The organism is Sulfurovum sp., assembly GCF_041562805.1.
In the GTDB taxonomy this organism is placed as follows: domain Bacteria; phylum Campylobacterota; class Campylobacteria; order Campylobacterales; family Sulfurovaceae; genus Sulfurovum.
This window is the reverse complement of the sequence record NZ_JBFFOH010000115.1, coordinates 1-8,002: the sequence shown is the minus strand read 5'-3', so window position 1 is coordinate 8,002 and position 8,002 is coordinate 1. Positions and strand designations below refer to the sequence as shown.

7 protein-coding genes are annotated in these 8,002 nt (G+C 37.2%); 2 read left to right on the top strand and 5 right to left on the bottom strand.

The features are described from left to right. Together ABYK33_RS11610 and ABYK33_RS11605 are read left to right on the top strand one after the other, a co-directional pair. On the top strand, positions 1-712 hold a 712-nt coding region (locus ABYK33_RS11610; protein WP_373033390.1), incomplete at its 5' end, for a putative bifunctional diguanylate cyclase/phosphodiesterase. Between the two features lie 135 nt (positions 713-847). Further along, entirely contained in the window at positions 848-1,084 is a 237-nt protein-coding gene (locus ABYK33_RS11605; RefSeq protein WP_373033389.1) for a hypothetical protein, read from the top strand. Positions 1,085-1,193: 109 nt separating this feature from the next. On the opposite strand, the gene ABYK33_RS11600 is transcribed toward ABYK33_RS11605, so the two are convergent. From ABYK33_RS11600 to acnB, 5 genes are all read right to left on the bottom strand, one after another. Next, positions 1,194-2,738 carry a tetratricopeptide repeat protein gene (locus ABYK33_RS11600; protein WP_373033388.1) on the bottom strand — a complete coding sequence of 515 codons (1,545 nt, stop codon included), beginning with the start codon at positions 2,736-2,738 and terminating at the stop codon, positions 1,194-1,196. Between the two features lie 34 nt (positions 2,739-2,772). Further along, positions 2,773-3,405 (bottom strand): hypothetical protein, encoded by a 633-nt coding sequence (locus tag ABYK33_RS11595; RefSeq protein ID WP_373033387.1) that lies wholly within the window; start codon positions 3,403-3,405, stop codon positions 2,773-2,775. Then, entirely contained in the window at positions 3,392-4,075 is a 684-nt protein-coding gene (locus ABYK33_RS11590) for a hypothetical protein (protein WP_373033386.1), read from the bottom strand. The genes ABYK33_RS11595 and ABYK33_RS11590 overlap by 14 nt, the downstream gene beginning before the upstream one ends. A gap of 11 nt (positions 4,076-4,086) precedes the next feature. Then, positions 4,087-4,809 (bottom strand): adenylate/guanylate cyclase domain-containing protein, encoded by a 723-nt coding sequence (locus tag ABYK33_RS11585; protein WP_373033385.1) that lies wholly within the window; start codon positions 4,807-4,809, stop codon positions 4,087-4,089. Positions 4,810-5,290: 481 nt separating this feature from the next. After that, positions 5,291-7,876, bottom strand: a complete 2,586-nt coding sequence (acnB, locus tag ABYK33_RS11580; protein ID WP_373033384.1) for a bifunctional aconitate hydratase 2/2-methylisocitrate dehydratase — start codon at positions 7,874-7,876, stop codon at positions 5,291-5,293. Positions 7,877-8,002: the final 126 nt, after the last annotated feature.

Sequence of the window (8,002 nt, the reverse complement as noted above, 5' to 3'; positions counted from 1 at the left end):
CGATATCTATTCAAACACCATTATTGCTGCCGAAGCATTGGTACGATGGAAACAGAAAGATGGCAGCTATATCATGCCCAGCCAGTTCATTCCCATAGCAGAAGCAAGTGGACTGATCTTGCCGATGAGTGCCTGGATCATTGAAACAGCGATCAAACAGATGATCGCATGGAAAGAACAGGAAAATCCTCTTAACATCAACAGAATTGCCATCAATATCAGTGCCATTCATTTCGCTCAGGCAGACTTTGTTGATCAGATAAAAAATATCTTGCACAAATACCCTGTTGACCCGAAACACATTGAGTTTGAACTGACCGAAAGCATTGCCCTTGTCAACATCGAAGAGACGATCCAAAAGATCGAAGAGCTTAAAAAAATCGGTATCACCTTTGCCCTGGACGACTTCGGTACCGGTTATTCGTCACTTGCCTATCTGAAACGTCTTCCCATCGACTACCTCAAGATCGATCAGTCATTTATTAAAAATATGATGGCCGACAGTGAAGACAAACTCATTACCGAAACCATCGTCTCTGTTGCGCAAGCCTTCAAGCTCAAAGTTATTGCAGAAGGGGTTGAGGAGCTCGAACAGCTGGAACATCTAAGAAGTATCGCCTGCGATATCTATCAAGGCTACCTGCAGAACAGACCGTTACCGGCAGAAGAGTTTGTCCTTATGGTCAGAGAGCTTGAACAGCAGCTCAACTAAGCCGCAGTTCTTCGACATCGCCGGAATCTCCCACGTAAGCTGCGCGTCCTAGCAAAATGTGGAAACGGGAGAAATGTCCCGTCCCCTTTTTCTGATACAATTTTCAAAACATATAAAATTATCACAAGGTAAACCATGAAAGTCGATAAATATGATGTTACAGCAGAGTCAGGTGCTGCTATATGGGTTATCGTTGAACACGGTACGGATATAGAGAAATTTGAGATGCCCGATGGCTATGGCATCAAAGGTTTTGTTGAGACCTTTGAGCTGACCAAGGACGCTGACCTGAATTATGAACAGGCGATGGACCGGCTGAACGTACAAGGCTGTTATTACGGCACCACATTCAAGGGATGTTCTGTCAAATAATTACATCAAAAATCCAGAGAGCAGAAAAAGTAGCCTGTCCCCTATCTTCATAACGTTTAAAGTGAGCCAGTAAATTGATTATAGGGAATTTATTGACTCCTCTAGCTTGTTAGATTTCCCAGTTTTTGAAAATCGACAAAACTGCTTGAAGATTTTGATTAGAAAAGTTTTGAGTTTTCACCCATTCTTCAATATCAACAAAATCATAATTTATTGGCAGGCCATTGTATTTATCTTTAAAAGAACTTATATCTTGTTCAATAATCGTTCCTTCTCTTGCCTTGAATAGCAGTAGCATTATTGTAATGAGCATAGTAGCATTATCATCGCTTTCAAAATACTCTTTGTGCCTTTCGACTAAATTAACTTCACACAATTGATTAGTAATCAACCTATACTCTAGAGTGTTAAGAAAGACGTGCAATGGTTGTGGATAAATGCTGCACAATTTTCCAAATATTTCTTCAGCCTCATCGTAGTTTTTTAATTTTATATGAATAGCACCAATGTTGCACAAGATACTAATGTCATCTTTTAATAATTCCAGTGTACGCTCCGATACAATAAGGGCAAGATCATACTTTTTCAATTCATATAAGCTTATACCTAAATATGTAAGATAAGTGACATTACTACTTTGAGGAAAGATGTTTTCATACTGATAGATTATTTCATCATCTGATCTCAGTAAATTGATGATCACTGTAAAATTATGTTTTACTTTTTCATTTTTTGGATCTATTTTTAAAATTTTTTCATATAGTTCAATTGCCTTATCGTATCTCTTTTCTTTTACAAATATAATTGACAAATTATATAATGGTTCAATATATTCATCATTAATAGCTATAGCATTGTAATAGGCATTTTTTGCATCTTCATCTTCATTAAGTTCAGCAAGTGAATTTCCCATATTGTTATATGCAATATCAGCATTATATGATTTAAGCTTAATTGCAGTTTTACACGTTTCAATAGCTTTATAATGCCTATTTTCTTTTCTAAACTTTTCTGCATCAATCAAATATTCTTTAGAAGTTCTGGTTTGATTTACAGATTGAAATGTAATACTGTTTTGTTCATATAAATCTTGACTACTTAAAACTTCATATGCGAATTGTCGTAGAAGAATAAGATGATGATTCTTTATATCTTGACTTATTTCACGATTTCCTTCAGTGACAGTGAAACTACCAAAACTTTTTTTGAGGAGTTTCATTTTTCTATTCGGTTTGTTTGTAGTATGTGTCCCACCGTCTTTATTTGCAGAAGTAACAATAACATCCTCACGTGTAAAATATTCTCCGTCTAGCAACAGAATTTTTTCATTTAGCCATTGATTCACAAAGAGTAATTCTTTCTTATTTGACATTTCAAGATAAGGTTTAATGCCATCACTAGTAAGCATAATGGGGATATAATTTGGAATAATTTTGTTTTGCAAAAAAGGTTCATCTATCGGAATTGTAGATAACAATTTAATATTATCTTTTTGTCCTAACAGCTTGACCAATGACTCACTATTGTGTGTATCACGGAATAATGTTCGCAAGGTAACAGCTATTTTGATAGATTCATCTTCATAGCCTTCATCAAAAAGTTCACAGGACCTCTTCAAAAAACCTATTTGTTTTTGCAGCTGTTCTATTAACATGTTACTTTACCATTGCAATTTTTGAAACAACGTTTTACTTCAGTGACGCTTTGCGTTCACCGCTAGGCTTTGTTATATTTTCAGAGTACATATGTACAATGGGTTTAGTCCCTTTAACCATATTATATTTATGAAGAGTGTTAACTAAGTAATCATCATACATTTTTTTATCTATGCCTATGTGATTTTTTTTAGCATCCATTGCATTTCCAATTTTAGTCGCACGATTTAGACTAACTCCAAAAAACATTTTTCTTTGTTGATTCCTATTGGTTGTAATATTCTTTTGATATATCTTGCTAAGGGAAACCGCCATTCCAAAATCGATACTGTCTAAATCAGTATATTTTTCTTTTTCTAGTTTTAGAATCTTTAATACAGAATTTTTGATTGTAGTCGCATTTTGGTATATATTATGTGCAAACATGTCAGTATTTGTAACTTCTAGTTCTTGCTGTTTAATGATAATCATTACGCCATCTCCCATATATTCAATTATCGCAATATCTTCATCTGTATAAAGGTTGTTTATTTTCTGAGTTATTACTTCTTGATAATTATAAATTAATTGAGCAATATTTTCTAAAACCTTTTCTTCTACAATTTTAGTGTAACCACGTAAATCGATATAAATTACAGCTCCTAAAAAGGATTTATTTTGTTGCATTCAAATCTTCCTTGATTGCTTGCATGCTCGATAAATTAACATCGTCTTTTTTTAATATCTTAGTTACTTTATGACTCTTAGGAAAAGATTGACTGTCTTTTACATCTTTTCCTAAAAATGAATTTACTCCAAAAACACCTATTAGAATAATAAATGAAACAGTTAATATCCAACTGCTTGTTACTGACCTGCTAACACTTTTTAATTTGACATCCCTTATATAAGAAACTTTACCTATTTCTTTATATAATAGCTTCTCAATTTGTTTATAATCTTCAATTTTTGAAAAGTTTTCACTTAATTTATCAAGTTCTAAAGTTGCTTTTTTTGCATTAGTAAAAACAAAAAAAACATTACCTGCAAACTCCTGATCTAAAGCATTTTTAAAAATTTCTATAGGATTTGTTTTTGGAGCAATTCCCATCATCATATTTATAAATAGTCCAATCCATATCAAGCTGATTATTATTAATAAACAATAAAATATTTCAATATTATTTATAAAAAAAAGATTCTTATAATTAAAAAACAATGTTGAAATAGCACCTAGAAAAACTGCATTATATGAAACTAAAAAGTTGATTTTCCTGTCTAATGCCCTTATTGTATCACTAGCATCTTTTAGCGCATCTCTTAATATATCAATTTTTGTTTTTTCCATATCTGTCAACTTTATCTCCATTATTTATTTTTTTCAACCCATTCATTCATATCTTTTCTGATTACATTACCATGATAGCAATTATGTGAAATGTTTTCTACGAGTAAGCCTTTATTATGCTCTGATAAGTCTGAATATACTTTTGCAGAAACCATAATTTCTCTATCGTGAATTGTTTTATTTCCATATGAGCACAAAGCCGCTGTTTGACCTACAACTTTACCAATCCAAACTACTTCTTGAATACCACTTCCTTTGTACCCAGCTTTAATATACAGAGACTCTCCATCATCAATACCAATTCCAACCTCCAACGTTGAATATTTTTTCTTTGACAATTTGACATTTAATATATCAATTAGCGAAGCTATTGTAAAAGCAGTTGCAAAAACTGAATTCACATCGTCTTTTGTTGTTGTATTGAAAACAGCCCAAAGACCATCACCTTCAATATATATTTCATTTATACAAGTATTACCTTTCATAACAGTTATAACTTCTGATATATAAGCTCTATATATTTTTGCTAAAACTGGTCTAGTGTGTTTACTTGATAATTCTTTTGAACCTCTAATATCAATAAAAAGAACAGTCACATCTACATAAAACCCATTATTGTAAGTTAATGAATCTTTTGAAGGGATACCAGTATGTTTATCATAGCTAGAATCAGAACTATTTAAAATATTATCTATGCGTTCTATACTTTTAGTGTAGTCATAATATGAATAACTTGCATCCAATATCTTTTCCCCTTTTTAATATAACTATTTATTCATTCCCATAATGTACTTTTTAATATGATTTCCCCTGATAAAAGGACACTATTTATGTCTTTTTATCAATGCAAACCCTTTTAAATCGTTACAAAATAGCAAATTTTCACAAATAATATCTGTTTAGGATTAATCTTCCTTGAATTAGGTGTCCTTTCTTTTTGGATATACAGACATTATGTCGTCATATCATTCAAATCAGCAATAATAGGACACTTTGTCCTTAATAACGGAGAAGCAATGAAAAAAAACAATGACAAGAAAATGTATAAAACTTAAAGAGTGGTGTAAATTCAAGGAGTTTAGAGAGGTGAACTTTGTGAAGTAAAAGCAAACTGCTTGGCTTTTATAAAAGTGGAACCAGAGTTGTTATGCCTTGGCATCAACGTCGGAGTCCCACGCGACGAGGGAAGCAACGCAGCAAGTGCGTCGCTATTTGCGTTTTTGATTATACGGCTTTGATTGTAACACCGTATTTTTCTTCAGCAACATCACGTGCTTCGAGGTGATAGTTGTTGATCTCATTGAAGTTCAGATATTTGTAAACATCTGCCGTCTTGCCAGCCAGTTTTTCAGGAACAATACTCATGTACTCTTCTACGGTCGGGATACGTCCAAGTTTAGAACATACCGCTGCAAGCTCTGCAGAACCAAGGTAGACCTGCGTGCCTTTACCCAGACGGTTGTCAAAGTTACGTGTCGAAGTTGAGAAAACCGTTGAACCGACACGAGCACTTGCCTGGTTACCCATACAAAGTGAACATCCAGGAACCTCTGTTTGCGCTTCGATCGCTTTGAAAACATCGTAGTACCCTTCGTTAATAAGCTGCTGCTCATCCATACGGGTCGGTGGAACGATCCAGAATTTCTCAACCGCTACCTTGCCTTCGCCGCGCATTACTTCACCGGCTGCACGGTAGTGACCGATGTTGGTCATACAAGAGCCCAGGAAGACTTCGTCGATCTTCTCACCGGCAACTTCGCTAAGAAGTTTAACGTTGTCAGGATCGTTTGGACATGCCAGGATCGGCTCAGTGACTTCGTTAAGGTCGATTTCGATCACTGCTGCATACTCTGCATCAGCATCCGGCTGCATCAATGACGGTTTAGCCAACCACTCTTTCATCTTGTCCGCACGACGCTGTAGTGTACGCGCATCTTCGTAACCGTCTTCGATCATCGCTTCAATAAGAGCAACGTTCGATTTTAGGTACTCAACAACCGGTGCTTCGTTAAGAAGAACCGTACACGCAGCCGCAGAACGCTCGGCAGAAGCATCAGAAAGTTCAAACGCCTGCTCTGCTTTAAGATCAGGAAGTCCTTCGATCTCAAGAATACGTCCGTTGAAGATGTTTTTCTTACCTTTTTTCTCAACAGTTAATAGACCTTGTTGGATCGCATAGTAAGGAATAGCATTTACAAGGTCACGAAGTGTGATACCCGGTTGTAGTTCGCCTTTAAAACGTACAAGTACAGACTCCGGCATAGTTAACGGCATAGAACCTGTAACAGCAGCGAAAGCAACAATACCCGAACCACCAGGGAAAGAGATACCGATCGGGAAACGTGTATGTGAATCCGCACCTGTACCGACTGTATCCGGAAGTGTCAAACGGTTCAACCATGAGTGGATAACACCATCACCCGGGCGAAGCGCAACACCTGAACGGTTAGAGATAAAGTCAGGAAGCGTGTGGTGCATTACTACGTCAGACGGCTTTGGATATGCCGCTGTGTGACAGAAAGACTGCATTACAAGGTCTGCAGAGAAACCAAGTGCCGCAAGTTCTTTGATCTCGTCACGTGTCATTGGACCTGTTGTATCTTGAGAACCGACAGTTGTTGTAACCGGTTCAACATACATACCAGGACGTACACCGTCCATACCACATGCTTTACCAACCATTTTCTGAGCAAGAGTATAACCCTTGCCTGTATCGGCAGGCTGCTCAGCCGTTAGGAATACATCTGTTGCACCCATGCCAAGGACGCCGCGTGCTTTAGACGTTAGACCACGACCGATGATCAACGGAATACGTCCACCTGCACGCACTTCGTCAGTAATAGTGTTCGGGTTTAGCTTGAATGTTGCAACGCATGCACCGTCTTTGTGTGCTTCGCCTTTGTACGGGTAGATAGTAACAACGTCACCAGTCTCCATACCAGATACATCCATCTCTAATGGCAATGCACCTGAATCCTCACATGTAGCGAAGAAGATCGGAGCGATAATACCACCGATGACAACACCGCCTGTACGCTTGTTTGGAACACCAGGAATATCTTCACCCATGTGCCACTGAACAGAGTTAACACCTGACTTACGGCTTGAACCTGTACCGACAACATCACCTACGTAAGCGATCGGGTTGCCTTTTTCTTTAAGAGACTTGATCGTGTTGATCGGGTCTTCCATCTTCGATTGAAGCATCGAGTTGGCGTGTAAAGGAATATCTGAACGCGTAAATGCCTCAGAAGCCGGAGAAAGGTCATCAGTATTAGTTTCACCCGGTACTTTGTAAACAGTGATCGTGATCTCTTCTGCAAGTGCCGGCTTAGATGTAAACCACTCGGCATTTGCCCAAGACGTCATAACTTCAGTTGCCGCAGCATTACCAGCTTTGTGAAGTTCTTCAACATCATTGAATGCATCGTATACAAGCAAGGTGTGTTTAAGGGCCTCTTTAGCCGCTTCGACAACTTTAGTGTTAGCAGAAGTCAACGAGTCAACCATTGGCTTGACATTGTAACCGCCAAGCATCATACCCATGATCTCTACAGCTTTTTCAGGAGAAATACCGTCAACGGTCACGTTCTCAGCAGCTACATCATTTAAAAACGCAGCCTTTACATATGCCGCGTCATCAACACCCGGTGCAACACGGTTCGTTAAAAGATCTAACAATTCATCTGTACAGCCTGCTTTGATCAATTCGATCAATGCTGCTGTTTGTTCAGCTGAAAGTGGAAGTGGTGGAACGCCTAGAGTTTCACGCTCTGCAACGTGTGCTTTATAGTCTTCTAAAAAAGCCATAATATCTCCTGAATTTTAAGTTTTATGATTATATCGCAGTTTTTTGCAACAAAAAGATTTGTGTTACCAATATAAACACATCAATTTAGAAAATGTGTATTTTTTACACACACTTTCCAAAGCACT